The 26,599-nt window shown below is 65.5% G+C and carries 25 protein-coding genes; 12 read left to right on the forward strand and 13 right to left on the reverse strand.

What is annotated here, in order from left to right:
• Positions 1–168: 168 nt before the first annotated feature.
• Complete coding sequence (locus tag BBA01S_RS02920; protein ID WP_027815117.1) at positions 169–753, forward strand: hypothetical protein; 585 nt, start codon at positions 169–171, stop codon at positions 751–753.
• 217 nt (positions 754–970) lie between these two features.
• Here the strand turns inward: BBA01S_RS02920 and BBA01S_RS02925 are convergent, their stop codons facing one another.
• Positions 971–2,515: a methyl-accepting chemotaxis protein gene (locus BBA01S_RS02925; protein WP_407668284.1), complete on the reverse strand. Its 1,545-nt coding sequence runs from the start codon at positions 2,513–2,515 to the stop codon at positions 971–973.
• A gap of 707 nt (positions 2,516–3,222) precedes the next feature.
• Between BBA01S_RS02925 and BBA01S_RS02930 the strand changes: the two genes are divergently transcribed.
• From BBA01S_RS02930 to BBA01S_RS02940, 3 genes are all read left to right on the forward strand, one after another.
• Positions 3,223–4,476: an MFS transporter gene (locus BBA01S_RS02930; RefSeq protein ID WP_027815119.1), complete on the forward strand. Its 1,254-nt coding sequence runs from the start codon at positions 3,223–3,225 to the stop codon at positions 4,474–4,476.
• A 126-nt stretch (positions 4,477–4,602) separates the two neighbouring features.
• Entirely contained in the window at positions 4,603–5,088 is a 486-nt protein-coding gene (locus BBA01S_RS02935) for an adenosine-specific kinase (RefSeq protein ID WP_027815120.1), read from the forward strand.
• 6 nt (positions 5,089–5,094) lie between these two features.
• Positions 5,095–5,997, forward strand: coding sequence for an ATP adenylyltransferase family protein (locus BBA01S_RS02940; RefSeq protein ID WP_027815121.1), 903 nt, complete (start codon positions 5,095–5,097; stop codon positions 5,995–5,997).
• Positions 5,998–6,002: 5 nt separating this feature from the next.
• Here BBA01S_RS02940 and BBA01S_RS02945 read toward each other — a convergent pair whose 3' ends face one another.
• The 6 genes from BBA01S_RS02945 to BBA01S_RS02970 all read right to left on the reverse strand — a co-directional run bounded on the left by BBA01S_RS02945 (position 6,003) and on the right by BBA01S_RS02970 (position 10,789).
• Complete coding sequence (locus BBA01S_RS02945; RefSeq protein ID WP_027815122.1) at positions 6,003–6,722, reverse strand: ABC transporter ATP-binding protein; 720 nt, start codon at positions 6,720–6,722, stop codon at positions 6,003–6,005.
• Between the two features lie 10 nt (positions 6,723–6,732).
• The gene (locus BBA01S_RS02950; protein ID WP_027815123.1) at positions 6,733–7,485 is read right to left on the reverse strand and encodes an ABC transporter ATP-binding protein; all 753 of its coding nucleotides are present in this window, start codon (positions 7,483–7,485) and stop codon (positions 6,733–6,735) included.
• Entirely contained in the window at positions 7,482–8,732 is a 1,251-nt protein-coding gene (locus BBA01S_RS39835; RefSeq protein ID WP_042295805.1) for a branched-chain amino acid ABC transporter permease, read from the reverse strand. The genes BBA01S_RS02950 and BBA01S_RS39835 overlap by 4 nt, the downstream gene beginning before the upstream one ends.
• A 2-nt stretch (positions 8,733–8,734) precedes the next feature.
• The gene (locus BBA01S_RS02960) at positions 8,735–9,673 is read right to left on the reverse strand and encodes a branched-chain amino acid ABC transporter permease (RefSeq protein ID WP_027815124.1); all 939 of its coding nucleotides are present in this window, start codon (positions 9,671–9,673) and stop codon (positions 8,735–8,737) included.
• A 22-nt stretch (positions 9,674–9,695) separates the two neighbouring features.
• A complete protein-coding gene (locus BBA01S_RS02965; protein ID WP_027815125.1) occupies positions 9,696–10,178 on the reverse strand; it encodes an acyl-CoA thioesterase in 483 nt (160 codons plus the stop codon).
• A gap of 80 nt (positions 10,179–10,258) precedes the next feature.
• The gene (locus BBA01S_RS02970) at positions 10,259–10,789 is read right to left on the reverse strand and encodes an NUDIX domain-containing protein (protein ID WP_027815126.1); all 531 of its coding nucleotides are present in this window, start codon (positions 10,787–10,789) and stop codon (positions 10,259–10,261) included.
• A 237-nt stretch (positions 10,790–11,026) separates the two neighbouring features.
• On the opposite strand from BBA01S_RS02970, the gene BBA01S_RS02975 reads away from it, so the two are divergent.
• Positions 11,027–11,593 (forward strand): porin family protein, encoded by a 567-nt coding sequence (locus BBA01S_RS02975; RefSeq protein ID WP_245641406.1) that lies wholly within the window; start codon positions 11,027–11,029, stop codon positions 11,591–11,593.
• A 55-nt stretch (positions 11,594–11,648) separates the two neighbouring features.
• Here the strand turns inward: BBA01S_RS02975 and BBA01S_RS39840 are convergent, their stop codons facing one another.
• A complete protein-coding gene (locus BBA01S_RS39840) occupies positions 11,649–12,902 on the reverse strand; it encodes a YbfB/YjiJ family MFS transporter (protein ID WP_042295808.1) in 1,254 nt (417 codons plus the stop codon).
• Between the two features lie 133 nt (positions 12,903–13,035).
• Between BBA01S_RS39840 and BBA01S_RS02985 the strand changes: the two genes are divergently transcribed.
• The gene (locus BBA01S_RS02985; protein ID WP_027815128.1) at positions 13,036–13,944 is read left to right on the forward strand and encodes a LysR substrate-binding domain-containing protein; all 909 of its coding nucleotides are present in this window, start codon (positions 13,036–13,038) and stop codon (positions 13,942–13,944) included.
• Between the two features lie 83 nt (positions 13,945–14,027).
• Here the strand turns inward: BBA01S_RS02985 and alaS are convergent, their stop codons facing one another.
• Positions 14,028–16,652 (reverse strand): alanine--tRNA ligase, encoded by a 2,625-nt coding sequence (gene alaS / locus BBA01S_RS02990; RefSeq protein ID WP_027815129.1) that lies wholly within the window; start codon positions 16,650–16,652, stop codon positions 14,028–14,030.
• Positions 16,653–16,968: 316 nt separating this feature from the next.
• On the opposite strand from alaS, the gene BBA01S_RS02995 reads away from it, so the two are divergent.
• Positions 16,969–18,189 (forward strand): CaiB/BaiF CoA transferase family protein, encoded by a 1,221-nt coding sequence (locus tag BBA01S_RS02995; protein ID WP_027815130.1) that lies wholly within the window; start codon positions 16,969–16,971, stop codon positions 18,187–18,189.
• Positions 18,190–18,197: 8 nt separating this feature from the next.
• Here BBA01S_RS02995 and BBA01S_RS03000 read toward each other — a convergent pair whose 3' ends face one another.
• Positions 18,198–18,773: an RBBP9/YdeN family alpha/beta hydrolase gene (locus BBA01S_RS03000; protein WP_027815131.1), complete on the reverse strand. Its 576-nt coding sequence runs from the start codon at positions 18,771–18,773 to the stop codon at positions 18,198–18,200.
• Between the two features lie 198 nt (positions 18,774–18,971).
• Here BBA01S_RS03000 and BBA01S_RS03005 point away from each other — a divergent pair, with 198 nt between their 5' ends.
• Positions 18,972–20,690 carry a glutamine--tRNA ligase/YqeY domain fusion protein gene (locus tag BBA01S_RS03005; protein ID WP_027815132.1) on the forward strand — a complete coding sequence of 573 codons (1,719 nt, stop codon included), beginning with the start codon at positions 18,972–18,974 and terminating at the stop codon, positions 20,688–20,690.
• Between the two features lie 60 nt (positions 20,691–20,750).
• Here BBA01S_RS03005 and BBA01S_RS03010 read toward each other — a convergent pair whose 3' ends face one another.
• Both BBA01S_RS03010 and BBA01S_RS03015 read right to left on the reverse strand, forming a co-directional pair.
• Complete coding sequence (locus tag BBA01S_RS03010; protein WP_027815133.1) at positions 20,751–21,248, reverse strand: NUDIX domain-containing protein; 498 nt, start codon at positions 21,246–21,248, stop codon at positions 20,751–20,753.
• A complete protein-coding gene (locus tag BBA01S_RS03015; RefSeq protein ID WP_027815134.1) occupies positions 21,208–21,594 on the reverse strand; it encodes a hypothetical protein in 387 nt (128 codons plus the stop codon). Before BBA01S_RS03015 ends, BBA01S_RS03010 begins: the two co-directional genes overlap by 41 nt.
• A gap of 293 nt (positions 21,595–21,887) precedes the next feature.
• Between BBA01S_RS03015 and BBA01S_RS03020 the strand changes: the two genes are divergently transcribed.
• A complete protein-coding gene (locus BBA01S_RS03020; RefSeq protein WP_027815135.1) occupies positions 21,888–22,130 on the forward strand; it encodes a hypothetical protein in 243 nt (80 codons plus the stop codon).
• 18 nt (positions 22,131–22,148) lie between these two features.
• Here the strand turns inward: BBA01S_RS03020 and BBA01S_RS03025 are convergent, their stop codons facing one another.
• Complete coding sequence (locus BBA01S_RS03025) at positions 22,149–23,540, reverse strand: cytochrome-c peroxidase (RefSeq protein WP_084161765.1); 1,392 nt, start codon at positions 23,538–23,540, stop codon at positions 22,149–22,151.
• Positions 23,541–23,820: 280 nt separating this feature from the next.
• On the opposite strand from BBA01S_RS03025, the gene BBA01S_RS03030 reads away from it, so the two are divergent.
• From BBA01S_RS03030 to BBA01S_RS39850, 3 genes are all read left to right on the forward strand, one after another.
• Complete coding sequence (locus tag BBA01S_RS03030) at positions 23,821–25,401, forward strand: acid phosphatase (RefSeq protein ID WP_156965845.1); 1,581 nt, start codon at positions 23,821–23,823, stop codon at positions 25,399–25,401.
• Positions 25,402–25,614: 213 nt separating this feature from the next.
• The gene (locus tag BBA01S_RS45085; protein ID WP_167335996.1) at positions 25,615–26,088 is read left to right on the forward strand and encodes a PH domain-containing protein; all 474 of its coding nucleotides are present in this window, start codon (positions 25,615–25,617) and stop codon (positions 26,086–26,088) included.
• A gap of 58 nt (positions 26,089–26,146) precedes the next feature.
• Entirely contained in the window at positions 26,147–26,569 is a 423-nt protein-coding gene (locus BBA01S_RS39850; protein WP_156965846.1) for a single stranded DNA-binding domain-containing protein, read from the forward strand.
• The last annotated feature ends 30 nt before the right edge of the window (positions 26,570–26,599 follow it).

A 26,599-nucleotide genomic window follows, 5' to 3' on the forward strand; every position in this document is an offset into this window, starting at 1 on the left:
CTTCAGGCGCTGCAATGGGAAACGCCGCTTGGGAGAGCGGCGTTTTTTTATGTATGCAAGGTCGGCTAAAAATATTAGAGGAGTACGAGCCAAGTCAAATCCATCGGCGATTAGTGCAGCGAGGTCACCCTAGAATGCGTGATCCCATTCTGCAACTAGCCTCTCGAAATGTCGCAGCTCGCCATAGAAGTCGAAGAAGGTCTACCGGAAGCGACTTGCTGCTTTGGGTCCGTCACCTATCACGGCGTTCAGTGGGACTTAAGCCATCTTGATCCGTTTGCGTTCAGAATCGATCCGGGTCTCGGCACTATGCTTACGGTGGTAGTCGTGTTCTCCTGCCACTGCTTTTCTCACAGCATTCGACACGATACGCGTGCGCTTTCAGAAATACCGGGCAACGAGTTCTACGACGATGGCCGGGAGCGACGCGTACTCGACCAGCGCTTCGCATTGTCGCGCCGCTTTCTTCGCGCCATCGTAAAGAGCCTTCACGCGCGCCGCATCACCATCGCCGATAGAAGGCAGCCGAACTTCGTGACGCTCGATACGGTGAACGCCGACGGGACAATTTCCCAATACGCTGTTTTCTTCGAAATCGAAAGGGATAGACAGCGCAAACGCCGCTTGTTTCTGCGCATTCAGTCTGCCTATCTGCTGCACGGCGGCTTGACCAGGCGGCAGGCGTCGGCTGGAAAAGTGAGATTCGATACGCTTTTACGCAATGCGTACCAAGGCAAGAAGTTTGGCGGATAAGGGCCAGAAAGACCAACGGCCACCTATTGGTGGCCGTCGTTTGCGGGGCTCTCTATCCGCCTTTCAGCAGACTTCCCACTCCAGGTGGGACCCGGTTGCCCGGGCGGCGCTACGTTTTTCACACCCGCTCGTACGTAGTTTTGAAGCCTGATAGTACTGTTTCTTACCCGGCAGGGTCAAGCTCACGCGCGGAGCCAGTTTGACTTCGCGCAGTCACTCAAGCCAACTGAAACTTCCCCACCAGCCGCTTCAGCACCTTCGCCTGATCGTCGAGCGACTGCGCCGCCGCCGTCGCTTCCTCGACCAGCGCCGCATTCTGCTGCGTGCCCGAATCCATCTGCGAGACCGCGCGGCTGATTTCCTCGATGCCCGCGCGCTGCTCGCTCGACGCCGCCGAAATCTCGCCGATGATGTCGTTCACGCGCCGCACGGCCTTCACCACTTCTTCCATCGTGTGGCCCGCGTCCGTCGCGAGTGTCGAGCCGTTCTCCACGCGCTCGACCGACGCCGTAATCAGCGTCTTGATCTCCTTGGCCGCCGCCGCGCTGCGCTGCGCGAGGTTGCGCACTTCGCCCGCGACCACCGAGAACCCGCGCCCCTCTTCGCCCGCGCGCGCCGCTTCGACAGCCGCGTTGAGCGCCAGAATATTGGTCTGGAACGCGATGCCCTCGATCACGCCGATGATGTCGGCGATGCTCTTCGCGCTTTCGTTGATCTGGTTCATCGTCGCGACCACGCGGCCCACCACGGCGCCGCCCTTCTCGGCGATCTGCGAGGCGTTACCCGCCAGCGTGCTCGCCTGCTGCGCGTTTTCCGCGTTCAGGCGCACCGTGGACGTCAGTTGCTCCATGCTGCTCGCCGTGCGTTCGAGTGCGACGGCCTGCTCTTCGGTGCGATGCGAAAGATCGAGATTGCCGGTCGAGATTTCGCTCGATGCGGAGGCGATGGCCTCGGCGCTCGCGGCGATTTCGGAGACCGTGACCGAGAGGCCGTTCTGCATGTCGCGCAGCGCGCCAAGCATGCTGGAGGCGTCGCGCGCATGCACGTTCACCGGCTGCGCGAGGTCGCCCGAGGCAATGCGCGCGGCGATGGCCTTGGCATGCGCCGGCTCGCCGCCAAGCTGGTGCGCAAGACGCCGCACGACCCACTCGCTCACCACGAACGCGAGCACGAGAAGGCCGAGCGTCGCCACGGCGATCATCACGAACGACGACTTGAAGATGAACGCCGATGCCGCGATGGTCGCCTTGGCCGCCGCGCCGCGCTGGGCAACGATCTGGTCGACGAGGGTTTCGAGCTTGCCGGTCTCCACCAGCAGCGACACGTCCTGGGTGCCGACCTGCCAGCTCATCTGCGACAGGTCGAGCGGCTGCGCCTTCACGAGCGTGACGAAGTCGCGCAGGTGGCCGCTCCACGTTTGCGCGGCCGCAGCGAACTGCTTCTGCTGCGCGATGGCGTCCGCACCCGATTGCGCCGCGTACTGTCCAAGCGCCTGAATCTCCGTGCCCAGCGTGCCGAGATCCTTTTCAATGTCCGCGCCGAGTTCGTCGCGCTCCTTGGCCGTCGTGGCCGTGAGCAGCATCTTTTGCGCGCGGCTCGCCCGCAGCACGTGGCCGCGCGCTTCCTCGGCGGCGCGGCTCGCGACGTGGCCCTGTTCGTAGATCGACTGCGTGGAATCGTTCAGGCGGCTGATCTGCGTAAGCGAAAATCCGCCGATCGCGAGCGTCCCGACCAGCACCACCGCAAACGCGGTGCGCAGCATCGCCTTGACCGACAGCTTGCTGTTTTGCGCCGGTGGCCGACGCTTAGGCTGCTTTCCCCGTGGCGCGCCGCCAGGCGCCGCACCCGCCCCACTCTCCACTTCCGGCACGAAACCCGCGTGCAGGCCCGCTTCCTTGATTGCTCTCATCGTCCTTCGGTCTCCATGCCAAGGCAGCCGGAGTTGGCGCTTGTGGCGCGTCGTCCGGTTCACTGCAAAGCGCTGTTTGTTGTCGGCGCCAGCCCGCATCGTTCCGATGACTAACGATGCGCATCGCTTGACGCCTCAACTCCGGTCAACGGCATCGCGCTGCGCAATCTTTAGTCGCGCGACGTCGCTCTGCGTATTCCGGCCCCGTAGCTTCTGCGCGTGCCGGGCGGTTGCCTTTCACGCGCATGGGCCGGGTTATAACCGGCCAAAATCCGCGATCAAAATAGCTCGGCATATTCGCGACACCGGGCGAGATATTCCTCGACAGCACGCTGCGACAGGGCGTCGCGGCAAAGGGTGCCCATCCGATGCTCATCCGGCGTTGATCGGGCCACCCGACGATGTCCGATTCGCGACAAAGGTTGTCCGGACGATTCGAGCGAGACACATTACACTGCGCTTCATAACTCCTATACATGACAACGTCACGCCATCGCCCTGTGCGCTCAAGCTGTTGCGCGACAAGGCGCCCGCGTGCGGCTCCTCTGCCTATCGACACCATGGAAACCAGCCTCGACAAGCGCGCCGTGTCCGGCGTCGCTCCCGCTTCTGCTCAAGGCGCTGCCGCCTCCGGCGCGCAGCGCACCGTCTACTCCGTGCTCGGCGCGATCAGCTTTTCGCACCTGCTCAACGACATGATCCAGTCGCTGATCCTGGCCATCTATCCGATGCTCAAGGACAACTTCGCGCTGTCGTTCACGCAGATCGGCCTGATCACGCTCACGTACCAGATCACGGCGTCGATGCTCCAGCCGCTGGTCGGCGTCTACACCGACAAGAAGCCGATGCCGTATTCGCTGCCCGTCGGCATGGGCTTCACGCTCTGCGGCCTGCTGCTGATGTCGGTCGCGCCGAGCTTCGGCGTGCTGCTGGTGGCCGCCGCGCTGGTCGGCTGCGGCTCGTCGGTGTTCCACCCGGAATCGTCGCGCGTCGCGCGCATGGCGTCGGGCGGCAAGCACGGTCTCGCGCAGTCGCTCTTCCAGGTGGGCGGCAATGCCGGTTCGTCGCTCGGGCCGCTGCTGGCTGCCGCGATCATCATTCCGCACGGCCAGCGCAGCATTGCGTGGTTCTCGGCGGCGGCGCTCGTGGCGATCGTCGTGCTCACGCAGATCGGCCGCTGGTACAAGGCGCATCCGAATCTCAAGAAAAAGCGTGCCGAAGCGCCGCACGTCGCGCTCTCGCGCGGCCGCGTGGCCATGGCGATGAGCGTGCTCGTGCTGCTGGTGTTCTCGAAGTACTTCTACCTCGCCAGCATCAACAGCTACTTCACGTTCTATCTGATCGACCGCTTCCACCTGCCCGTGCAGGCCGCGCAGATCCACCTGTTCGTGTTCCTTGCCGCCGTCGCCGCGGGCACGATCATCGGCGGCCCGGTGGGCGACCGCATCGGCCGCAAGTACGTGATCTGGGGTTCGATCCTGGGCGTCGCACCGTTCACGCTGCTGCTGCCCTACGCCAACCTGTTCTGGACGAGCGTGCTGACCGTGATCATCGGCGTGGTGCTGGCCTCGGCGTTCTCGGCGATCCTCGTCTACGCCCAGGAGCTGATTCCCGGCAAGGTGGGCATGGTCGCGGGCCTGTTCTTCGGCTTCGCGTTCGGTCTGGGCGGCATCGGCGCCGCGGTGCTCGGCCAGCTCGCGGATGCGACCAGCATCAGCTTCGTCTACAAGGTCTGCTCGTTCCTGCCGCTCATCGGCGTGCTCACGGTGCTCCTGCCGGATGTCGAGGGCAAACGGGCGAAGAAGACCGCCTGACGCGTCGACATACGTTGTGCGAAACGGCCGGCTGCCCCTTGGGGCGCCGGCCGTTTTTCATGGCGCGCCGCTTGGACGCATCGCGGCTTCGTACTAGTCTTGAGAGACATCTGCGCGAGGTTCGCCATGCAACTGTCCACGGTAGACATCGTCAAGCCCGAGAACACCAACTTCATTCTCGGCCAGTCGCACTTCATCAAGACTGTCGAAGACCTGCACGAGGCGCTGTTCGGCGCGGTGCCGGGCCTCGCTTTCGGGCTCGCATTCTGCGAAGCGTCGGGCAAGCGGCTCGTGCGCCGCTCGGGCACCCAGGACGCGCTCGTCGAGATGGCCACCGACAACGCGCTGCGCATCGCGGCGGGCCACAGCTTTATCGTGTTTCTCGGCGATGGGGCGTTCCCGGTCAATGTGCTCAACGCGGTGAAGGCCGTGCCCGAGGTGTGCCGCATCTTCTGCGCCACCGCCAATCCGACTCAGGTGCTGATCGCGCAGACCGACCAGGGACGCGGCATCGTCGGCGTGGTGGATGGGCTGCCGCCGCTTGGCGTAGAAGCCGAAGACGATGTGCGCTGGCGCAAGGACTTGCTGCGCGCGATCGGCTACAAGGCCTGATTGCCGATGACCTTGCTGACCGATCGAACGCTCTGGCCCGCGCTGCACACGCAGACGCGGCACGCGCTGGCTTGCGGTGCGTTGCAGCCCATCGAAACCGCGCTTACGCATCTGGAGGAAGGCGGTGTGCGCTTCGCCGTGCGGCAGGTGTCGAGCCTCGCGCGCAAGGAGACCGCGCGCCGCACCGATGCATCGAGCGCCAGCGGCCCCGACGTTGCTCGCCGCAATCCCTTTCTCCCGTATGACGCCGATCTCTATGTCGGCGACATTTCACCGACGCATGTGGCGCTGCTCAACAAGTACAACGTGATCGACGATCATCTGCTGATCGTCACGCGCGAATTCGTGCCGCAGACGGCCCTGCTCGATCTGGCCGATTTCGACGCGCTGCTCGTGGCGCTGCGTGGCGGCGACGTGCTCGGCTTTTACAACGGCGGCGAGGCAGCGGGCGCGAGCCAGTCGCACAAGCATGTGCAGGCGGTGCCCTTGCCGCTCGACGATTCGGGTCTGTCTGCGCCCGTTGAAGCGCTGTTCGATTCGGTGGCCGTGACGAATGAAGGGGCGCGTATTGGCGGCTTGCCGTTCGCGCATGCCTTCGCGCTGATCGACGGCATGGCGAGCGATGCGGCGCAAAGCGCCCTCAAGACTTATCGTGCGCTGCTGCACGCTTGCGGCATCGATGCCGTCGATGTGGCGGGTCTCGCACACCAGAGTGCGCCCTACAATCTGCTCGTCACGCGCCGCTGGATGCTGGTGGTGCCGCGCGCGGCGGAGCGTGCCGAAGGGATCTCGCTCAACTCGCTCGGTTTCGCGGGGTCGTTGTTCGTGCGCGACGCACAGCAACTCGACACGCTCGTCCGCATCGGGCCGATGACAGCGCTCAGCCGCGTCGCGAAGCCGCGCGCTTGATCTGCTTAACCGATCCCCAGCCAGTCGCGCACGATGTCTTCTCGTTGCGCAAGCAACGAAGTCGCACCATCGAACACGATGCGCCCATGCCCCATCACCGCGATCCGGTCGGCCAGTTGCGGCGCAAGCGCAAGCCGCTGCTCGATCAGCAGGATCGCGACGCCGCGCTCGCGCAGCGTGCGCAGGCAGGCGGCCACGCGCGCGGCCATCGGTGTGGACAGCCCTTCGGCGGGTTCATCGACGATCAGCAACGCAGGGTCGCCGAGCAGCGCCCGGGCGAGCGCGAGCATCTGCTGCTCGCCGCCCGAAAGCACGCCCGCGCGCGCAGACCGGCGCTCGCGCAGGATCGGGAACAGCGCGTGAGCGTCGGCGAGCGTGAATCGCGTGAAGCGCGTGAGGCGCGTGCTGCGCGTGTTCATCCCCAGACGCAGGTTGTCCTCGACGCTCAAGGTCGGGAAGATGTCGCGCTGTTCCGCCACATAGCCCAGACCCGTACGCGCGACTTCGAAGGTGCGCAGCGGCGCGAGATCGACGCCCGCGAAGCGCCGTACGCCATCGGCGTTCACCATCGACATCAGCGCCTTCGCAAACGTCGAGCGCCCCGAGCCGTTGCGCCCCGCCAGCGCGACCACCTCGCCCGCGCCGATACGCAGGTCGACGCCATGCAATACCTGACTCTCGCCGTACCACGCGCGCAGCCCGGCGACTTCGAGAAGCGGATTCATCGCACGGGTTTCAGGCATCGGGCGCTCCGAAGTACGCTTCGCGCACGGCGGCATTGGCGCGGATTTCAGCGGGCGTGCCGGTTGCAATAACACGCCCCTGTGCGAGCACCGAAACGCGATCGGCAAGCCCGAATACCACGTCCATGTCGTGCTCGATCAGCAGCACGGTCTTGCCCGCCGTCATCTTGCGGATCAGGTCGAGGACGCGCGCGGCTTCGGCCCGGTTCATGCCCGCCGTGGGCTCGTCGAGCAGCAACGTGTGGGCGCCGCCCGCGAGCGCAAGGCCCAGATCGAGCGCGCGTTGCTGCGCATAGCTGAGCGTCGACGCCGCGTGATCGGCCACGTGAGCGAGATCGAGTGCGTCGAGCAAACCAGTTGCGCGCGCATCGATCTGCTTCGAGCCGAACCAGCGCGCGGCCAGCCCCGCACCGCCGCCGAGCGACGCCAGCCCAGCGCAGCGCAGGTTCTCGCGCACGGACAGTTGCGCGAACACGCTCGTGGCCTGAAAGCTGCGCCCGAGTCCGCGCCGGGCAAGCGCGGGACTGGCGAGGCGCGTGACGTCCTCGCCGCGCAACGCAATGCGGCCCTTGCTCGCGCGGCGCTCGCCCGCGATCAGGCTGAAGAGCGTCGATTTGCCCGCACCGTTCGGGCCGATCAGCGCGTGGCGCTCGCCTTCGTGCACGTCGAGATCGACGCCGCGCAGAATGGGCGTCGCGCCGAAGCGCTTTTCGATACCGCGTAATTCGAGGGCAAGCGCGGTCATGGGCGCGCCTTGCCGGCATCGTGGAGCGCGCCGGCCGCACGCCGCGCGTGTCGGGCAAGCCCCGCCGCGACGAGCAACAACACGACGACCGCCGCCGCCAGCGCGCCCGAGGCACGCGGCGAAAGGGCCACCAGCCACGCACTCGCATCGTCGTCGCCGAAGCGCAGCGCGTAAGCCCATTGCACCGCCAGCACCAGCGCGAGCGTGCCGCAAGCCGTCGCGAGCGCCGCCGTCGTCCAGTACGCACGGCAACGCCGCCAGCCGTGCCGCGTCAGCGCCGCGCGCTGACTGGCTGCGAGCCCGGCGAGACCACCGGGCGCGGCCAGCACGACGGCGATGAAGAACAGTCCGACGTAGAGCATCCACGCGCGCGACACGCTCGCCACGCCCACGCTGAACCCTACCCACACGAGCGCGCCAAGCACCGGGCCGAAGAACGACGCCGTCCCGCCCGTCACCGTCGCGATCAGCACGCCCGCCGAGCGCGTCATGCCCACGCTTTCCGCTGCGGCGAGTTCGACGTTGATGAGCGCGAGCGTGCCGGCAACCCCCGCGAACGCCGATCCCAGCACGATCATCATTGCCCTCACGCGCGCGGGCGATGCGCCGAGCGCGGCGGCGCGCACCGGGTTGTCGCGCACGGCGTTGGCAAGTCGCGCATAGGGCATCCTTGAGACCGCATGGATCGCGATGCTCGCCACGAGACACCAGAGCGCGATCAGGCAGTACGCCTCGCGCTGCGGCCCGAATGTCCAGCCTGCGATGGCTGGGCCGCTCGCACGGTCGATGGCGACGCCCGCCTCGCCGCCGAACCAGTCCGGCAGCGCCCACGCCGCAGCGGCAACCAGTTCGCCGATCCCCAGGGTGATCATCGCGAAGGCCGTGCCCGCCCGGCGCGACGCGATGAGCGCCGTCAACACGCCGACGGCTGCGCCCGCCGCACCGCCCGCTAAAGGCAGCAGCGGCAGCGGCAACGCCGCATGATTGAACACCTGCGCCGCCGCCAATGCGCCAAGGCCCGCAGGCGCGGCATGGCCGAACGAAAGCAGGCCGGTCTCGCCGAGCAGCAGGTTGTAGGAGAGCGCAAAGACGATCATCGTCGCGGCCTGAGCGAGGCCGGCAAGCAGCCAGCCTTGCGGGACGCCCACAGGCGACAGCCACGCCGATACGAGCGGCGGCGCGACCAGCAGCGCCGTCAGTGCCAGCCACGGTGCAACACGCCACGTCGTGCGCACACGAGCGTTCATCGTCAGGCGTCCTCGCCGCGCTGGCCGAGGAGGCCCTGCGGGCGCACGGCGAGCATCGCGACCAGCAGCAGATACGGCAGCATCGGCGCGATCTGCGCGAGCGTCAGCGCGCTCCACGCGGGCGCGAGCGTCACGCCGAGCCTGGTCGCGAGCGAGCCGAACGAGACGTCGCTCGCCACCGCGAAGGTCTGCAGCCACCCCACCGCCAGCGAAGCGGCAAACGCGCCGCCAAGCGAGCCGAGCCCGCCCGTCACCACCACCACGAACACGATCGAGCCGACCGATTCGGCCATCGCGGGTTCGACCACGAAAAGCGGCGCAGCCGCCGCGCCCGCCAGCGCGGCGAGCGCCGTGCCGAGCGCGAACACCAGCGTCTGCACGCGCGGCACGTCATGGCCGAGCGCCTCGACGGCCTGCGGATGCGTGAGCGCGGCGCGCACGATGAGCCCCGTGCGCGAGACGCGCAACGCCGCGAAGATCAGCACGAACATCGCCAGCGCGACAACCATCGTGAAGGCGCGGTAGCGCGAGAACGCCACGCCGCCGTAGGTGAAGAGCGCGCCGTCGAGCCATGCAGGCACGGGCGCCGCGAGCGGCTGGAACCCCCACGCAAGCTTGACCAGTTCGCCGATTGCCCAAGCCGCGCCGAAGGTCAGCAACAGCGCATTGAGCGGGCCGCCCGGACGCGCGCGGCGCAGCAGCGTGGTCTCGAATACCGCACCGGCCGCGCCCGCGATCAACGGCGCGACCACCAGCGCCCAGCCGAACCCAAGCGTCCCCACGAGCGTCACACCCAGATACGCGCCGAGCATGTAGAAGCTCGCATGCGCGAAGTTGAGCACGCCGAGCATGCTGAAGATCAGCGTGAGACCGGCGGACAGCATGAACAGCAGCAAGCCGTAGCTCGCGCCGTTGAGCGTATCGATGACGAAGGACTGCACGGGCGGGCGTGCGCAGCGCGCGTCAGCCCGGCGTGCCGGATTCAGGCACGGATGCGGGCACGGACTCGGGCACGGAGAGCGGCGCGAGTGCGGCGCGCAGCGCCTGCGGCAACGCGCTCACGGGGCGGCGCGTTTCCCGATCGACATAGACGTGCACGAAATGCCCTTGCGCAGCGGGCGTGCTCTCGCCTTCGCGAAAGAGGCCCACTTCGTAACGCACGCTCGACGAACCGAGCCGCGCCACGCGCAAGCCCGCTTCGACGCGCTCGGGAAACACCAGCGGCGCGAAGTAATTGCACTGCGTCTCGACCACGAGGCCGATCGTCTCGCCGTGCTCGACATCGAGCGCGCCGGCGCGGATCAGGTACTCGTTCACGACGGTGTCGAAGTAGCTGTAGTAGACGACGTTGTTGACGTGGCCGTACACGTCGTTGTCCATCCAGCGCGTGGTGATGGACAGGAAGTGGCGGTAGTCGTTGCGGGCAAGGGCGACGGGTCGGTTCATCGTGGTTTTGGGCGCGAGGTTCGGAAGCGGAATCGAAACAAAATCGAAACGGAATCGAAGCGTGGCGGAACGTGTCCGGTTCAGTCGCCCGGGCGCTCGACGAATTCGAACGGCAAGCCGCGCCGGCGCATCCATTCACCGAGCGCCTGCCCCGTGCCCGCGCGCCAGGGACGCAGCTTCGCGGGCTCGACGAGCCGGTATTCGAGCAGTTCGGGCGAGAGCGCCACGGTGCCCGTCGCCTTCACGTGGTAGGCGATGATCAGTTCGTTCTTGCGAATGAATTCATAGACGCCGATCAACTCGACGCTCTGCGCGTGCAGCGAGGTTTCCTCCAGCACTTCGCGCGCAATGCCCTCTTCCGGCGTCTCGCCGTTTTCGAGGAAACCCGTGATCAGCGCGAACATGCCTTCTGGCCACGCGGCGTTGCGCGCCAGCAGGATGCGCCCTTCGTATTCGACGATGGCGGCGACGACCGGCAACGGGTTGTTCCAGTGCACATAGCCGCAGACGGTGTCGGGGCACGCCATGCGAACGCGGCCGCCCTCGTGTTCGGGATCGGCGCGCTCGACGAGACGCGAGGCGCAACGCGGGCAAAACTGATAGTCGCTCATGGATCGATGGAAGCCGCAGGAAGGCGCGAAGCGGCTATTTTAGTGCGCTATCGATGCCGGCGTGCGGGTCGCGCTTATCCGGGGCGGGATAGTCGGCATAACGGCGCAGACAGCGCCAGGTCATGCCACCTCAAGACCTGACAATCGTTTACGTCTCAATTGTGCACGGCCTGGCGACTTGTAGCGTTATCGGGCGAGGCAAATTTCGCCTGCTTTCGTCTATTTAAACATCGCATTATGTTTTCTAAAAAACTGTTAGCCATCCTTATTACTTGCCTGACGTCGGGTATCACGCTTGCGCACGCCGACGACGCATTCACCACGCCGGCACCGGTTGCCGCGCCCCTGGCCGGTGCGAGCTTCGCGTCCAGCGGCAGCCTGTTCTCCGGCCCGTATGCGGGCTTCAAGGTGGGCGCGAACGTCTCGAACGCTTCGGGCGCGTACAGCAAGCCGACGCACACGACGGTTTTCCCGGGCTTCACGCTTGGCTATGGTTTCGATGTCGGTTCGCTGATGATCGGCGCCGAGGCATTCGCCGACCTCCATCACGGCTCGGCGACCTTCAAGGACGGCGGCTTCGACGCGAAGATCGGCATGCCGATCGGCCAGATCATGCCGTACGCACGCATGGGCCTCACGCTCGACTGGCCCGCCGCGCGCCCGCACTGGGGCGTGGGCGTCGAATACGCCGTCACGCGCAACCTGGGCGTGGCCGCGGAATGGACCGGCGACCACTCCAATTCGAAGAACACGAACTGGAACAACAACAGCTTCACGCTTGGCATGCACTACTACTTCCGCTAGGCGTCGGCAGGCATGCTGCGCTTCGTGCCGCCCCGCCAAGGGGCGGCCTGGCGACTTACCGGCCTGAGCGCCGCGTGCGCCACACCAGTCCCGCGGCGCCCGCGACCAGCGTGAGCGCCGCGAGCCACAGCGACGGCGAGAACGACCCGCTCGACGCCGCGAGCGGCGCGGCCACCAGCGGCCCCAGAATCTGGCCGATGCCATAGGCGCCGGTCGCGTAGCCCATCAACGCAGCGGCATGATCGCCGCGCATGAGGCGCGCCTCGCGCATCGCGAATAGCGTGATCGCCGTGAACGGCACGCCGATCAACACGCTGCCCAGCGAAAAGCCCGCCGCGTTCGGCCAGACGATGCCCGACGCGATGCCCAGCGCCTGCAACACGTAGCACGCCGCCAGCAGCAAACGGTTGTCCCAGTGCAGCGGCAGACGCGCCGCGCACAGTGCACCGACGATCAACGCCGCGCCGAACATCGGCCAGAACAGATCCGGCCAGATCGTACCGGGCAACGCATGACGGGCGATCACCGGCAGGAACGTCGCGGTAATGATGTAGCCGAAACCGGGCACGCCGTAGAGCACGACGAGCCAGAAGGCGTCGGCGCGGCTTGCCGCGGGTGCGCTTTGCGCGCTGGCCAGATGCGGCGCGGCAGCCGCCTGATGCGCCGGATGCACCGGATGCGGCGTTTCCACGAACACCGGCCAGACGATCGCCACGATCAACGCGCACACGAGGCCGAAGCCAATCCACCCTGCCCGCGCGCCGAAGCCGCCCGCCGCGCTCACCAGCAATCCCGTCGCGACGATGCCGACGCCCGGCCCGGTGTAGATCACGCCGCTCCACGCCTGCGCGCCCAGTTGCGTGAGGCGCCGCAAGCCCCATTGCGACGCGAACACAAAGGTCGCCGCGCTGACCGCGCCCGCGACGAAACGCACGATCGCCCAGAGCCAGAAGCTTTGTGTGAGGCCCATCACGATGGTCAGCAGCGCGGTGGCCGCCAGCCCGGCCCGCACGACGCGCGCGGGCGCGAATCGCAACGCCGCGCAGCCCATCGCGCCGACGAAGTAGCCTGCATAGTTCAGCGACGCCAGCCAGCTGCCATGACGCAGGTCGAGGCCCCCGCCATGCAGCATCAGCGGCAGCAGCGGCGTGAACGCAAAGCGCCCAATGCCGAGCGCCGCGGCCAGCGCGAGCATGCAGGCGAGCGCTGCGCGGCGAGCTTCGTGGGGATGGTGGGCCGCCGGGGCGAACGACGCGTTGTCTCCGTTCGGGGCGGTCGGTGCATTCGGGCGAGAAGCGGTGTTATTCATGATCGGCGGCTGGCACGGGGATAAACGGGGACAAACCCGGCATCGCGCACGACGCCGTCCCGAGTATCTTAGTCACCGAAAACGTTCACGAAAAATGAATTATCATGAACCAATCCATCCCAAGGAGAGAATCATGGAGCTGGCCGCGCTGGCGATCTTTCGGGCCGTGGTTCGCGAAAACGGCGTGACGCGGGCTGCCGCCAAGCTCAACCGCGTGCAGTCGAACGTCACCACGCGCATCAAGCAGCTCGAAGAGCAGCTTGGCACGGCATTGTTCACGCGCGATGGCCGCCGCCTCGTGCTCACGCCCGCTGGGGAAACGCTACTGCCCTATGCCGAACGCCTGCTCGCGCTCGCCGACGAAGCACGCCACGCGCTCAAGGCGGGGCGTCCGTCCGGGCGGCTGCGCCTGGGCACGATGGAAAGCGTGGCGGCGAGCCGCCTGCCGGGCGTGCTCGCGCGCTATCACCAGAACTGGCCCGATGTGACGCTCGAACTGGAGACCGGAACGACCGGCTGCCTCATCGAGCGCCTGCGCGAATTCGAAGTCGACGCCGCGCTGATCGCGACGCCGCTGGCGGGGCCGCCCGACCCCGAGGTGTTCGAATCCGTGCCGGTCTATCGCGAGGAACTGGTGATGATCACGCCGCGCGGCCATCGGCCGATCCGCCAGCCGCGCGACGTCGCGCTTTCGACGCTCGTGGCGTTCGAGCGCGGCTGCGCGTACCGCAGCTATGTGGAGGCGTGGTATCTGGAGCACGGCATCCGGCCCACCCGCGTGCTGGAGCTGGGTTCGTACCACGCGATCGTCGCCTGCGTGGCGGCGGGCGCGGGCGTGGCGGTCGCGCCGCGTTCGGTGCTCGACCTGCAACGCAACGCCGACGACATCACGATTCACTCGCTCGGCGCGCTCGGCCGTATCGATACCTTGCTCGCGTGGCGGCGCGGCCATTTTTCGCCGGCGCTCGATGCGCTGAAATCGGCGCTGCTGGAGCATGCGCGCAGTGAAACACCGACGCGCGCCGAAACAGCCCCAGCGTAAGAACCCAACAAACGCTAAACACGCGCCAAAACAAAAAGGGCCGCTCTTTCGAGCAGCCCTTTTTTATCGGCAAGTCCGAGCGATTACAGCTTCGCTTCGACCCAGCCCTTCACGCCTGCGAGTGCAGCCGGCAGGTTCGCCGGTTCCGTGCCGCCAGCCTGCGCCATGTCCGGACGGCCGCCGCCCTTGCCGCCCACCTGCTGCGCGACGAAGTTCACCAGTTCGCCGGCCTTGACCTTCTTGCTGGCCTCGGCGGTCACGCCCGCGATCAGGCTGACCTTGCCGCCTTCGACAGCCGCCAGCACGATCGCCGCGCTCTTGAGCTTGTCCTTGAGCTTGTCGACCGTTTCGCGCAGCGTCTTGGAGTCCGCGCCTTCGAGCGTTGCGGCAAGCACGTGCACGCCGTTGACTTCGATGGCCTGGCCCGCGAGTTCGTCGCCCTGGCTCGACGCCATCTTCGACTTGAGCGCGCCCAGTTCCTTCTCCAGCGCCTTGACCTGCTCCTGCACCTGGCCGATACGCTGCGTCAGTTCCGAAGGCTGCGCCTTCAGTGCCGCCGCTGCTGCGTTGATGCGCGCGTCGAGATCCTGCACGAAGCGCACGGCGTTGTCGCCCGTGATCGCTTCCACGCGACGGATGCCGGCTGCGACGCCGCCTTCCATCACGATCTTGAACAGGCCGATGTCGCCGCTGCGATGCACGTGCGTGCCGCCGCAGAGTTCGCGCGAGAAACCGAGATCCAGCACACGCACTTCGTCGCCGTATTTTTCGCCGAACAGCGCCATCGCGCCGCCCTTCACCGCGTCGTCGTACGACATGACGCGCACGATGCCCGGTGCGTTGGCCAGCACTTCCGCGTTGACGATCTGCTCGACGCGACGGATTTCGTCGTCGGTCATCGGTGCGTTGTGGGCGAAGTCGAAGCGGGTCTTGTCCGCATCGACGAGCGAGCCCTTCTGCTGCACGTGCGCGCCCAGCACTTCACGCAGCGCCTTGTGCATCAGGTGAGTCGCCGAGTGGTTGCGCTGCGTGCGGGCACGGCGGATCGCGTCGATTTCCGCCTTCACGACGTCGCCGACCTTGAGCGTGCCTTGCTCCAGCGTGCCGTGATGGCCCGACACGTCGGCCTGAACCTTGAGCGTATCGGCGACGGCGAAGCGGATGCTCGCGTTCGAGATCACGCCCTGGTCGCCGACCTGGCCGCCCGACTCCGCGTAGAACGGCGTGTGGTCGAGCACGACCACGGCGTCCTGGCCCGTCTTCACTTCGTTGACCGATGCGCCATCCACGTACAGCGCGACGACCTTCGCATCGTCGAAAGCGATCTCTTCGTAGCCGTGGAACGTGGTCTTCGCGCCCGAGTACTCCAGACCCTGCGCCATCTTGAACTTGCCGGCCGCGCGCGCCTGCTCGCGCTGACGTGCCATTGCTTCGTCGAAGGCGGCTTCGTCGACGGTGACGTTGCGCTCGCGGCAGACGTCAGCCGTCAGATCCAGCGGGAAGCCGTAGGTATCGTGCAGCTTGAACGCGAGTTCGCCGTCGAGCGTCTTGCCGCCCTTCGCGTCCAGATCGGCCAGCGCGGTGTCGAGGATCGACATGCCGTGCTCGATGGTCTCGAAGAAGCGCTCTTCTTCCTGGCGCAGCACGTCCGTCACGCGTTGTTGCGCTTCGGCCAGTTCCGGATAGGCCGCGCCCATTTCGGCGACCAGATCGTTCACCAGCTTGTGGAAGAACGAACCCTTCTTGCCGAGCTTGTAGCCGTGGCGGATCGCGCGACGCACGATACGGCGCAGCACGTAGCCGCGGCCTTCGTTGCCCGGAATCACGCCGTCGACGATCAGGAACGAGCACGCGCGGATGTGATCGGCGATCACCTTCAGCGAGTTGTTTTCCAGGTCGCTGATGCCGGTTTCGCGCGCGGCGGCCTTGATCAGGTTCTGGAACAGGTCGATTTCGTAGTTGCTGTGCACGTGCTGGAGCACGGCAGCGAGGCGCTCCAGGCCCATGCCCGTGTCGACGCACTGCTTGGGCAGCGGCGTCATGTTGCCTTGCGCGTCACGGTTGAACTGCATGAACACGAGATTCCAGATCTCGATGAAGCGGTCGCCGTCCTCTTCAGGAGACCCCGGCGGGCCGCCCCAGATTTCCGGGCCGTGGTCGTAGAACACTTCCGAGCACGGGCCGCACGGGCCGGTGTCGGCCATCTGCCAGAAGTTGTCCGACGCGTAGCGCGAGCCCTTGTTGTCGCCGATGCGGATGATGCGCTCGACCGGCACGCCGATTTCCTTCGCCCAGATGTCGAAGGCTTCGTCGTCTTCCTGGTAGACCGTGACCGTGAGCTTGTCAGCCGGCAGTGCGTAGACCTTGGTCAGCAGTTCCCAGCAGTAGTGGATCGCGTCGCGCTTGAAGTAGTCGCCGAACGAGAAGTTGCCGAGCATCTCGAAGAACGTGTGGTGACGCGCGGTATAGCCGACGTTTTCGAGGTCGTTGTGCTTGCCGCCTGCGCGCACGCTGCGCTGCGCGGTGGTCGCGCGCGAGTACGGGCGCGATTCGGCGCCGAGGAACACGTCCTTGAACTGCACCATGCCCGAGTTGGTAAAGAGCAAGGTCGGGTCGTTGCCCGGCACGAGGCTCGACGAGCGCACGATCGTGTGGCCCTTCGATTCGAAGAACTTGAGGAATTTCTCGCGGATTTCGGAGGCTTTCATGGCGTGCTGTATTTACCTTCGGGGCGTCAGTGCTGAATCTTGTTTGATCGCGGAAACGCGCGGTTCGCACGGTTTCCAGGATGCTGAATCGACCGATTATACGGGATCGCCGCACGCTCGCGGCGGCGCGCTAGGCGTGCTTTGTACGCTTGCGACAGTCGTCCGGATGGATAGCGCTAAAGGCTATATGTTCCGCTATGCGGAACCATGTACCGAAATTTGACACGCCGCAGGGTGAATCGCTTAATATGGCCCGAACGGCCGCCCGCTGCGCGCGTTGGCGAGCCAGACCTAAAACGACATTGGAAGACACCGCATGGGCGCACTGAGCCATATCCGCGTACTCGATCTCACCCGCGTCCTTGCCGGGCCGTGGTGTGCGCAGACCCTTGCCGATTTCGGCGCCGATGTGATCAAGGTGGAGCGCCCTGGTGCGGGCGACGATACGCGCCACTGGGGGCCGCCGTATCTGAGGACGCCCACGGGCGAAGACACGGCGGAAGCCGCCTATTACCTGGCCGCGAACCGTAACAAGCGCTCGGTGACCGTCGATATCGCCACGCCCGAAGGCCAGCGCATCGTGCGCGAACTGGCCGCGCAAAGCGACGTCGTGCTGGAGAACTACAAGGCCGGGCAGCTGAAGAAGTACGGGCTCGATTACGCGTCGCTGCGCGAGGTGAAGCCCGATATCGTCTACTGCTCGGTGACGGGCTTCGGGCAGACCGGGCCGTACGCGTCGCGCGCGGGCTACGACTTCATCGTGCAGGGCATGGGCGGCTTCATGAGCATCACCGGCGAGCGCGACGCCCTGCCCGGCGGCGGCCCCCAGAAAGCAGGCGTGGCCATCGCCGATCTCATGACGGGCATGTACGCGACCGTCGCCGTGCTCACGGCGCTGGCGCACCGCGACCGCACGGGCGAAGGACAATACATCGACATGGCGCTGCTCGACGTGCAGGTGGCGATGCTCGCCAACATGAACTCGAACTACCTGGCGAGCGGCAATCCGCCCGCGCGCTGGGGCAACGCGCACCCCAACATCGTGCCCTATCAGGCGTTCCAGACGAGCGATAGCTGGATCATTCTTGCCGTCGGCAACGACGGGCAGTTCCGCAAGTTCGTCGAAGTGGCGGGCAGTCCGGAACTGGCCGATGACGTGCGTTTCGCGACCAATCCCGAGCGTGTGCGCCATCGCGACACGCTGCTGCCGATCGTCGCGGAACTGATCCGCAAGCGCACGAAAGCCGACTGGATCGGCGCGCTGGAGGGTGCCGGCGTGCCGTGCGGGCCAATCAACAATCTCGCGGAAGTGTTCGAAAACGAGCAGGTGATCGCGCGCGGCATGCAAGTGGACGTGCCGCATCCCTCGGGCGGCACGGCGCGGCTGGTGCGCAACCCCATCCGCATGAGCGGCACGCCGCCCACCGTGGCGGGCCACCCGCCGACGCTCGGCGAACATACGGAGGCGGTGCTGCGCGACGTGCTCGGCTATGACGGCGAGCGGGTGGCGGCGTTGCGCGGCAAGGGCGTGGTTTAGGGCGTGATTTAAGCCACTGCCGCCGGTTTCATCGACATCAGCCAGTCGAAGCCCTGCGGCCAGTCGGCCAGGCCGCTTTCCGCGTTGATGTGGCCGCGCGCACCCACGTCCATCCAGCGGCTGCCCCACGCCTTGGCGCATTGCTGCGAAAACGCCACGCCGCCGTAGGGATCGTCGGTACTCGCGACGACGATGCTCGCAAACGGCAGCGCGGCCAGCGGCACCGGATCGAAGTCGCGCGCGTCACGCGGGAATTCGGGGCCACGCGGGTCAGGCAGCGCCACCAGTAGCGCGCCCGCCACTTTCGCGCGGGTCGCGGCGCTCGCGTGGCGCGCGCCCCAATGCGCCACCGTCAGGCAGCCCAGGCTGTGCGCCGCCAGCAGCACGCTGCCCTCGCCTCCCGCTTCCCGCGCGAGCGCCGCTTCGAGCACGGCACACCACGCGTCGCAGTCCGGATGCATCCAGTCGGGCATCTGCAGGCGCTCAAAGCCCGCGTGCGCGGCCTCCCAGCGCGTCTGCCAGTGTCCCGGCCCCGAGTTCATGTAGCCTGGCAGCACCAGCACGCGCGGTTCGCTCATCGTCATTTTTTCTCCGTCGAAGTGAGGCCGATGCGACACCCCAGCGCCTGGACTGGCGGGAAAGGTCGCGTCAGGTAGAATGGAAGACACCACTGGCGCCCGGTGTGGCTTCGGCAGGGTCGAACCGTCAAGGACTTCAAGGACATTCGCCCCGCCGACAGGCTGGCCACTTGCACCGCGCCCTCGAACGACTTCCCTTTTCGCATGAATACCGAACGTAAAGACGCCGACCGCACGGACGCGCCTGAGGCATCCAATTTCATCCGCAACATCATCGACGACGATAACCGCTCGGGCAAGTGGGCGCAGCGCGTGGAAACGCGCTTCCCGCCGGAACCGAACGGCTATCTGCACATCGGCCACGCAAAGAGCATCTGCCTGAACTTCGGCGTTGCGCAGCGCTACGACGGCGTGTGCCATCTGCGTTTCGACGACACGAATCCGGAAAAGGAAAGCGTCGAATACGTCGACTCGATCATCGACGCGGTCACCTGGCTCGGCTTCGAGTGGAAGAAGGAAGAGAAGGAATACCTCTTCTACGCGAGCGACTACTACGACAAGCTCTATGAGTTCGCCGAACTGCTGATCCAGCGCGGCCGTGCCTACGTGGACAGCCAGTCGCCGGAAGAGATGCGCGCGAACCGCGGCTCGGCCACGGAAGCGGGCAAGAATTCGCCGTTCCGCGATCGCTCGGTCGAGGAAAACCTCGACCTGTTCCGCCGCATGAAGGCCGGCGAGTTCGAGGAAGGCGCGCACGTGCTGCGCGCGAAGATCGACATGGCCGCGCCGAACTTCAATCTGCGCGACCCGGTCATTTACCGTATCCGTTTCGCCCACCACTACCGCACGGGCGACAAGTGGTGCGTGTATCCGATGTACGACTACACGCACTGCATTTCGGATGCGCTCGAAGGCATTACGCATTCGCTGTGCACGCTGGAGTTCGAAGATCACCGCCCGCTGTACGACTGGGTGCTCAACGAACTGGCCGACGCCGGCGTGTTCGCGCGTCCGCTGCCGCAACAGATCGAATTCTCGCGCCTGAACCTCACGTATGCGATCACCAGCAAGCGCAAGCTGCTGCAACTCGTGACCGAAAATCACGTCGACGGCTGGGACGATCCGCGTATGCCGACCATCGTCGGCGTGCGCCGCCGCGGCTTCACGCCCGATGCAATCAAGCTGTTCTGCGAGCGCATCGGCGTGACCAAGGTGGATTCGTGGATCGACATGAGCGTGTTCGAAGGCGCGCTGCGCGACGATCTCGACGACAAGGCGCCGCGCGCGACCGCCGTGCTCGATCCGCTCAAGCTGATCGTCGACAACTACCCCGAAGGCCAGTCCGAGCTGTGCAGCGCGCCGGTGCATCCGCATCATCCGGAGCGCGGCAACCGCGAATTCACGTTCTCGCGCGAGCTGTGGATCGAGCGCGAGGACTTCCAGGAAACGCCGCCCAAGGGCTATTTCCGCCTGTTCCCGGGCAACAAGGTGCGCCTGAAATACGGCTTCGTCGTCGAATGCACGGGCGCGGAGAAGGACGCCGACGGCAATATCGTCGCCGTGCATTGCAACTACTTCCCCGACAGCAAATCGGGCACCGAAGGCGCGAGCAACTACAAGGTCAAGGGCACGATCCAGTTCATCAGCGCCGACAACGCCGTGCCGGCCGAAGTGCGCCTCTACGACCGCCTGTTCCGCGAAGAGCAGCCGGACGCGGGCGGTCGCGACTTCCTCGACGCGCTGAACCCGAACTCCAAGCGCGTCGTCCAGGCCTACGTCGAGCCGCATGCGCGCAACGCAGCGCCGGAAGACCGCTTCCAGTTCGAGCGTCACGGCTACTTTGTCGCCGACCGCTACGACTCGAAGCCGGGCGCGCCGGTGTTCAACCGCATCGTCGGCCTGCGCGACAGCTGGGGCAAGTAAGCCCGCGCACGCGTCGCCTAAAACAAAAAGCCCTGCATTTGCAGGGCTTTTTTTTGGTCGCTAGACCCGTTCGTGCAACGCCGCCAGCGAAAGCGTCGTCGCGAACAGCCGCGCAAGACTGCGGCTCGCGAACTGGTCGACGTCGGCGGGCGCCGTCCAGCGCCACGCGTCCATTTCGGGAATCATCACGCCGTCGTGGCGGCGCGGAAACATCGACACGCACACGCAGCGCGACAGGTCGAGTTCGCTCTCCAGCGCACGCGTGGCGAACAAGTGCAGATCCTTGTCGCGCCGATACGCAAAACGCCCGAGATCGACGAGACGCGCGGCATCGATGGCGATGCCCGTCTCCTCGACCATCTCGCGCAACGCGCTTTGCGCCTCGGTTTCGCCGGGCTCGCCCTGCCCCTTCGGTATATCCCAATGGCCGGTGCCCGTCGCATGGGCGAGCAACACGCGGCCCTGCGCATCGAGCAGCACGATGCCGCATGAAACGATCTTGCCTGTCACCGCGCCCTCAATGCTTCTTCTGGTAGACCCAGGCGCCTTCGCCGACACGGCAGAACTGCGGATGCAACTTCATCGACTGGCCCTTGGCGTTGACCACCACGTCCGAGTCGCGGCAGGTCTTGTCGCCGTCCTTTTCTGTTTTGGTGGGCGTGATGGTCGCGTCGATCTTCACCGGATTGCGCAGCCCGTCGTTGTTCCAGTTGACGGTCTCGCCATCCTGCTTCGTGGCGACCGCATCGCGCACGGCCTGGGTGAGCGAGTTGTAGTCGGCCTGCTTCATCCACGCAGCGGGCGTGTCGTTGAGAAAGCCAAGGTTGGCGGCCTGCGCGGCCGGCACGAGCGCCACGGCGCACAGAGCGGCGGCGCCGGACAGAACACGGGACAAGGTCGGCATTCGAACGTTCTCCTGGAAGGGCAAGGGGGCGGCACTTTCGTCAAATCATCTCGAAAAGAATAGCACGCGCCCTATTTTTGCCGCGCGCGTCTGCTCGTATCCGCCCGCATCTGCCCGTCATTTGTCCACGTTTGCCTACGTTTGCCTACGTTTGGCCCGCTCCCTGGCCAGCAAGGCGGGCGCGCTTTCCTGGTTCTGTCGTGGAGTTTTAGGAGTGCTCCGATGGAGCGTCTGACAGCGAAACCATAAGCTTTCGTTGTCATCTGCTTATGCACGTAAAGGAGCTTTCCGCCATGACATACGCCATCGCACTCCGTCTTTTTGCGGTCATGCTGGCCTTGCTGTGCATCGGCCTGATGTCGCTGATTGCGCACCATACGCATGTCCCGCAGGCCGATCATTCGACGCCGCACCTCGCGGTGCGTTTCGACGATGCGCCGCGCTGGCCCGAAACCGTGCTGCGCGGCGGCACCGTCTGCCTGCTCATTTCGTTCGTTATCCTCACGGTAACCTGTCTTCTGATCGCCGGAATCTAAAGGGCGACGCCTGCCGCTTCAATGCGCCGCGGGCTGCCAACCGTCCGTGAGCGTGCCCAGAAACGCGATCACGTCCTTGATTTCCGCCTCGGTATAGACCGGCGCGTCGCCAGGTTTGCGGTCGAACGGCGCATCGGTATTCAGGTTGCTCCAATACTGGCGCGGCAAATCGTCGAACTTCTGCACCCGCCCCTTCGCCACCGGATAGAACTCCTGCGGATTCGTGTCGCGCCGCGAGTAAAAGCGCATCACGTCTTCCAGCGAGTGATAAATGCCGTTGTGGAAGAAACTCTTCTTGAGCGTGACGTTGCGTAACGTCGGCGTACGGAACAGGCCACAAAACTCCGCGCGATGATCGAGGTCGGTGCGCTCCGGCCCGCAAGCGCCCAGATCGAAAAAGCGTGGATCGCGATTCACGGCGAGCGCGCGATTGCGCGGCACGCCCACGGCGATCAAGCCGAAGTCGCTGAACTGCGGCGGCGATCCGTCCTTCGCGCGCTGGCTGATGTGGCAGCTCGCGCAATTGCCCTTCTTCTCGTCGTTGAACAGTTGCAAACCGCGCAGCTCCGCGGACGTGAGCGTGGCCTTGCCCGCGAGATACGCGTCGTACTTGCTCGAATACGGATAGAAAACTTCGGGCGCCTGCTCGAAGGTTTCGAGCGACTTCAGCACGGCCTTGAAGGTCGCATCCTCGTCATCGAAGATGTGCTCGCCAAACGCTTCGCGAAACGCGTTCGCATACGGCGCCGCGCGCACGGCGGCCGTGACCTTGCGCGGCGTGCTCGCCATTTCGAACGTCGAGAGCAGCGGAATGCGCGCCTGGTCCGCGCCGTGATCGACGCGCCCGTCCCATGTCAGACCGCCGGTCGGGCCAGCATCGACGCTTTCGTCGCCTTCGTCGTCGGAATCGTGATAGTGCTCGGAGAACGCCGGAACCGCTTGCAGATACTTGAGCGTCGGCACCGCGCGCATGCCGGGCCGGTGCATGTCCGCGCCGCCGATCTGCACGTCGAGCGCATTCGTGGGCGTGAACGCGCGATCGGGACTGTGGCAGGTCGCGCACGACATCTTGCCCGAGCCCGACAGCGACGGATCGAAGAACATCTGCTTGCCGAGCGCCGTCATGCGGCGCACCTGTGCGTAGACTTCGGCGCGCGACTGGCCGTGAGACGCTGCCGATGGAACTGCCGATGGCACTGCGGCGGCGTTCGTCGATATTTTCATCAGCTTCGCGCCGTTGCTGCCGTCGGCATTCGCGTCGCGAGCGCGCGCATCGTTACCGCCCTCGGCCTGCGAAGCGCCGCCATCGCAAGCCGCCAGCGTCGCCAGCACGACTGCCGCCAGCATCCGCCGCGCCGTGCGCGCGTGAGTCCGAATCCGCGTCGGGCGACGCGCCAATCTACGCAACATGAACTGATCCCCGGAACAGGGCGGCGCGCGCAGCCAGACGCGCGTGCACCGCGTTTTGCCGACGCGCGTCCTCACGCATCGAAGTCGCGAAAGCGTATGTCAGCGATATGACGATCAGATGACGCAACGTAATGTAGACGTCATGTAATTACATGGATTAGAAAAGCTAAATGTAATTAATTACACATAGCTGTCAAATTCCGCTGAGACACTTCGCCTCGCCCAACGGCAGGCGCTCCTTTCGCGCCGGCTCAGGGGACCCCAACGCGAGAGAGAAAAAATGATCAAGAAAAAATGGTTCTATGCGACGCCGATCGCAGCAGCCGCAGCGGCCCTTGCCGTTGCCGCGTGCGGCGGCAACGACGTTAAACCCGGCCTGGCGTCGGTGAAGAACATCGTCGTGATTTACGCCGAGAACCGCAGCTTCGACAACCTCTACGGCAGCTTCCCCAACGCCAACGGCTTGCAGAACGTGACGGCCGCGAGCGCCCAGCAGCTCGACCGCGACGGCTCCGTGCTCGCCACGCTGCCGACGGTCTGGAACGGCCTCACGCAAACCGGCGTCACGCCCGCGATCACCGCCGCGATGACCGAGAACATGGCGAATGCGCCGTTCGCGATCGACGATCCGAAGGGCTATAACGTCCCGCTCTCGACGACGACGCGCGACCTGTACCACCGCTTCTACGAGAACCAGATGCAGATTCACGGCGGCAAGAACGACATGTTCGCTGCCTACGGCGATTCGGGCGGTCTCGTGATGGGCCACTACACGACCAGCGCCGAAAAGCTGCCGCTGTGGAAGATCGCCCAGCAATACACGCTTGCCGATAACTTCTTCATGGGCGCGTTCGGCGGCTCGTTCCTGAACCACCAGTGGCTGATCTGCGCATGCACGCCGTTCTACGCGAACGCCAGTACGGCCGCCGCCAAGCCCGCGATCTCGACGGTCAACGCCGATGGCGTGTCGCTCACGCTCGCGTCGAACTCGCCGGCGTCGGCGCTGACCGGCGTGCCGAAGTTCGTGAAGTCGGGCAACCTCACGCCCGACTTCTACGCGGTCAACACGATGCAGCCGCCGTACCAGCCGAGCGGCAACGCAGCGGCGTCGGGCGGCGACGCCAACCTGGCCGACCCGAACAACGCCTCGACGCTGCCGCCGCAGACGTCGCAGACCATCGGCGACCTGCTCTCGAACGCGGGCGTGACGTGGGCGTGGTACGGCGGCGCATGGGGCGCGGCCGTGAGCGCGGTGCAGAACAGCACGTCGAACGTGATCTACGGCGCGAACATGACGGCGCCGAACTTCCAGCCGCACCACCAGCCGTTCAATTACTTCACGAACTTCGCGCCGGGCACCGCCGCGCGCACGGCTCACCTGCTGGACGGCGGCATGGACGGCAGCGAGTTCATCAAGGCGATCGACGCGGGCACGCTGCCGGCCGTGTCGTTCTACAAGCCGCAGGGCAACCTGAACGAACACGCGGGCTACACCGATGTGGCCAGCGGCGACCAGCACATCGCCGATGTCATCTCGCACCTGCAAAAGAGCCCGCAGTGGAAGGACATGGTCGTCGTGGTGACCTACGACGAAAACGGCGGCTTCTGGGATCACGTCGCACCGCCGAAGGGCGACCGTTGGGGCCCGGGTTCGCGTATTCCGGCGCTCGTCATCTCGCCGTATGCGAAGAAGGGTTTCGTCGATCACACGCAGTACGACACGACCTCGATCCTGCGCCTGATCACGCGCCGCTTCGCGCTGCCGACGCTGCCGGGCCTGAGCGCCCGCGACACCGCGCTCGAGAGCAACGGCGGCCAGGCGATGGGCGACCTGACCAACGCACTCGACCTGAAGCTGTAAGCCGACACGGCCATCGATGGCTGGACATCAGGGTACGTCCAGCTTTCTTCTCGGGCAGCCTTCGGGCTGCCCTATTTTTTTCCGCGTTACCGGCTGCTGAAGTTTGAAGCAGGCTTCGAACGCGACCTTTGACCACAGTTCTCTGCCCTCTTCATCGCCTAATCTGAATTTAGTTGCTTAGGCAGTTATTGATGGAGGTCAAGAATGAGGCGCGTGGAATCGACATTGCCGCCCGGCGAGCGGGTCGTTTATGAGGGCCACTTGAGCATGTGGGCGATGGGGCCCTGGCTCACGCTCGGCATCGTGATGATGATTTGGGGCGTGCTGGTGGGATGTCTCGGCGATGCGGCTTTTTCTGCCGTGTTTCTGTTTGGCGGCGGGTTGCTGATGTTTGGCGGAGTGGTCGCCCTGCTGCTGACGACGCAGCTGGCTTTGACGCGCCGGCGCCTGATCGCCACGTTTGGGATTTTCAGGCCGCGACGGGTGATGTTCGATCTCGGCGAAGTGCGGCGCGTGCATGTGCGCCAGGGGCCGATGGGCGGCGTTTTCGACTATGGGACGCTGGTGATCGGGCGCGGCAGCGCACCGGCATTGCGGATCGCGGGCATCGAGAAGCCTTTTACCTTTCGCGAGCGGCTGGTGCGGTTGAAGGATGCAGTGCTGGTGCAGGTGAAAATGGCCGCTTGAGTTTGTGAGATAACAGGCTAATCTAGCGGCTTTGCATAAACCGGGGAACCAGGTCGTAATGAAACACATGGTCGCGTTGGGAGCCATCCTTGCCGTCACGGCAGCCAGTCCGTCATTCGCCCAGAGCGTCAATGGCAAGCCGTATCCGGCCCAGCAGTCGGCCCGATGCGCGGCCATCAACGACGAAGCCGCCAAAGACAGCGTTCCGTACGAGCTCGCGCAATCCAACTACACCGTCACCGGTGTTGGCCGTTTGCAGTTCCTCTATGCCCCGGCGGACGACTGTGAGATGAAGGGCGTGTTCGTCATTCCGGGAGACGAGCTGGTTCCGCAGGATGACTATGCGGCGTTTACTTCGGTCACTTACGTCAATCCGAAAACCGGCGAGAAAGTCGAGGGTTGGGTGCAGACGAGCCGACTCGCGAAAAATGGCCGCCGCTTGGAGCTGGACGACGGATCGACCGGGAAGTCGGGGCAATAAGCCGAAGCCCCAGAAAGCAAAAAGCCCGCT

This window comes from Paraburkholderia bannensis NBRC 103871, assembly GCF_000685015.1.
Lineage (GTDB): Bacteria > Pseudomonadota > Gammaproteobacteria > Burkholderiales > Burkholderiaceae > Paraburkholderia > Paraburkholderia bannensis.

Bases quoted from the DNA above. Each gene is read 5' to 3' on its own strand.
- BBA01S_RS02975 (WP_245641406.1), top strand. From the start codon at position 11,027: ATGTTTTCTAAAAAACTGTTAGCCATCCTTATTACTTGCCTGACGTCG.
- BBA01S_RS02925 (WP_407668284.1), bottom strand. From the start codon at position 2,515: ATGCTGCGCACCGCGTTTGCGGTGGTGCTGGTCGGGACGCTCGCGATC.
- BBA01S_RS03020 (WP_027815135.1), top strand. From the start codon at position 21,888: ATGACATACGCCATCGCACTCCGTCTTTTTGCGGTCATGCTGGCCTTG.
- BBA01S_RS02970 (WP_027815126.1), bottom strand. From the start codon at position 10,789: ATGAGCGACTATCAGTTTTGCCCGCGTTGCGCCTCGCGTCTCGTCGAG.
- BBA01S_RS03005 (WP_027815132.1), top strand. From the start codon at position 18,972: ATGAATACCGAACGTAAAGACGCCGACCGCACGGACGCGCCTGAGGCA.
- BBA01S_RS03000 (WP_027815131.1), bottom strand. From the start codon at position 18,773: ATGACGATGAGCGAACCGCGCGTGCTGGTGCTGCCAGGCTACATGAAC.
- BBA01S_RS02950 (WP_027815123.1), bottom strand. From the start codon at position 7,485: ATGACCGCGCTTGCCCTCGAATTACGCGGTATCGAAAAGCGCTTCGGC.
- BBA01S_RS02935 (WP_027815120.1), top strand. From the start codon at position 4,603: ATGCAACTGTCCACGGTAGACATCGTCAAGCCCGAGAACACCAACTTC.
- BBA01S_RS03030 (WP_156965845.1), top strand. From the start codon at position 23,821: ATGATCAAGAAAAAATGGTTCTATGCGACGCCGATCGCAGCAGCCGCA.
- BBA01S_RS03015 (WP_027815134.1), bottom strand. From the start codon at position 21,594: ATGCCGACCTTGTCCCGTGTTCTGTCCGGCGCCGCCGCTCTGTGCGCC.
- BBA01S_RS02995 (WP_027815130.1), top strand. From the start codon at position 16,969: ATGGGCGCACTGAGCCATATCCGCGTACTCGATCTCACCCGCGTCCTT.
- BBA01S_RS02930 (WP_027815119.1), top strand. From the start codon at position 3,223: ATGGAAACCAGCCTCGACAAGCGCGCCGTGTCCGGCGTCGCTCCCGCT.
- BBA01S_RS02920 (WP_027815117.1), top strand. From the start codon at position 169: ATGTCGCAGCTCGCCATAGAAGTCGAAGAAGGTCTACCGGAAGCGACT.
- BBA01S_RS39835 (WP_042295805.1), bottom strand. From the start codon at position 8,732: ATGAACGCTCGTGTGCGCACGACGTGGCGTGTTGCACCGTGGCTGGCA.
- BBA01S_RS39850 (WP_156965846.1), top strand. From the start codon at position 26,147: ATGAAACACATGGTCGCGTTGGGAGCCATCCTTGCCGTCACGGCAGCC.
- BBA01S_RS02965 (WP_027815125.1), bottom strand. From the start codon at position 10,178: ATGAACCGACCCGTCGCCCTTGCCCGCAACGACTACCGCCACTTCCTG.
- BBA01S_RS02945 (WP_027815122.1), bottom strand. From the start codon at position 6,722: ATGAATCCGCTTCTCGAAGTCGCCGGGCTGCGCGCGTGGTACGGCGAG.
- alaS (WP_027815129.1), bottom strand. From the start codon at position 16,652: ATGAAAGCCTCCGAAATCCGCGAGAAATTCCTCAAGTTCTTCGAATCG.
- BBA01S_RS02940 (WP_027815121.1), top strand. From the start codon at position 5,095: ATGACCTTGCTGACCGATCGAACGCTCTGGCCCGCGCTGCACACGCAG.
- BBA01S_RS02985 (WP_027815128.1), top strand. From the start codon at position 13,036: ATGGAGCTGGCCGCGCTGGCGATCTTTCGGGCCGTGGTTCGCGAAAAC.
- BBA01S_RS03025 (WP_084161765.1), bottom strand. From the start codon at position 23,540: ATGTTGCGTAGATTGGCGCGTCGCCCGACGCGGATTCGGACTCACGCG.
- BBA01S_RS39840 (WP_042295808.1), bottom strand. From the start codon at position 12,902: ATGAATAACACCGCTTCTCGCCCGAATGCACCGACCGCCCCGAACGGA.